We start from the raw sequence: 1287 nt of genomic DNA on the forward strand, positions 1-1287 counted from the left end.
GGGCGGAGGCGGCCCGGCCCCGGGGCCTCACGGGCGGTCGGAGGGCGCCTCGTTCTTGCGGGGCGAGCGCGACCTTCGGTCGAGCTCGGACCGCGCCATCCCCGTCACGACGCCCGTGGCCCCGTCCCCGTGCACGAAGCGGGCGCCCTGCCCTTCCAGGGCCTGCCGGAGCCGCAGGGCCAATCCCTCGCTGAGGTCGGAGAACGCGTTCTCGTAATCGTTGATGCTCTTCTTCGACACCATCGACAGCTCGCGCAGATCGGATTGCGAGAGCCCGAGGAGGGCGCGCGCCGCTTGGCACAGGTACCCCGGCACCGGTTTTTCCGGTGGATAAGCATTAACCTTCGGGAACAGCAGCAGGTCATGGTACGGCTCTCCGCATTGAAAAAGCTTTATACCAATGATATAATTCCATTCGATTTCAGACGAGACGGTTTCGTGGCTGTCGGTGGACTTGGTGTCCGCGGACGGCTTCGGGCGTGCATGCTGGGGGTCTGCCATGATCGCTGCGTTCTTCGGTGCCGACGGACGTTCCGTGAGTGCCCATGCTGTCCTCGTGGCGACGCTCGCCGCCGCCGCCGGGCGGCCGGCGACGCTGGCGCGGATCACCCGGCCGGCCGAGCCGCGGCTGCCTCGCGGCACGAGGTTGCCGGACGCCGTCCGCGTTGTCGAGCTTCAGGCCGCCTCGGCCGAGGCGGCGGTGCAGGCCGCCTGCGAGGCCGCGACGGCCCGGGACCGCGAAGGCTGGCTGATCCTCGACCTGCCCGCCGAGTGCCTCGCCGCGCCGTCCCTGCGCGCGCATCTCGACGCGGCCGTTCTGCCGGTCGGCCCCACGCCGCTCGACGAACACTTCGCGGCCGCCGTGCTGGGCGACCCGCGCCTCGTGCCCCCCGTTCAGGCCGGGCCCCCGGCCCCGGTCTGGCTGCTCGGCTGCGGCCGCTCCGGCGGCGAGCCCGCCGTGGCGCGCTTCGAGCGCTCGATGCGCGCGGCGGTCCGAACCGGCGCTCCCGACGCGGCCGATGCGATCCGGGCCTTGCCGGTCGCGCTGCCGCGCCTCGGCCCGTCCGACGCCGCCGGCCTCGTCGTGGGCACCCTCACGTCCCGGCTCCTCTGCCAGGGCCTCCACCTCATCGCCGCCATCGAGGCCGCCGCCCGGCACCCCTCCGCCGCCCCGTTGCGACGGCAGGACCTGGCCGAGAGCCTCGGCCCGGCGCCGTCCGCCGGCGGCGGCGCGGACCACCGCGACACGGGCGAGCGCCTCCGCGACCTCGCCGAGGCGCTGGAGGC

At 73.9% G+C, this 1287-nt stretch carries 2 protein-coding genes; one reads left to right on the forward strand and one right to left on the reverse strand.

Translation table 11 applies throughout. From position 1 onward, the window contains the following. Window positions 1-27: 27 nt before the first annotated feature. Window positions 28-501 carry a helix-turn-helix domain-containing protein gene (locus MFF42_RS18050; RefSeq protein ID WP_153874036.1) on the reverse strand — a complete coding sequence of 158 codons (474 nt, stop codon included), beginning with the start codon at window positions 499-501 and terminating at the stop codon, window positions 28-30. Window positions 502-535: 34 nt separating this feature from the next. Between MFF42_RS18050 and MFF42_RS18055 the strand changes: the two genes are divergently transcribed. Beyond that, window positions 536-1287: hypothetical protein (locus tag MFF42_RS18055; protein WP_238256987.1), on the forward strand; the 752-nt coding region annotated here is incomplete at its 3' end.

Source organism: Methylorubrum podarium (assembly GCF_022179745.1).
Lineage (GTDB): Bacteria > Pseudomonadota > Alphaproteobacteria > Rhizobiales > Beijerinckiaceae > Methylobacterium > Methylobacterium podarium.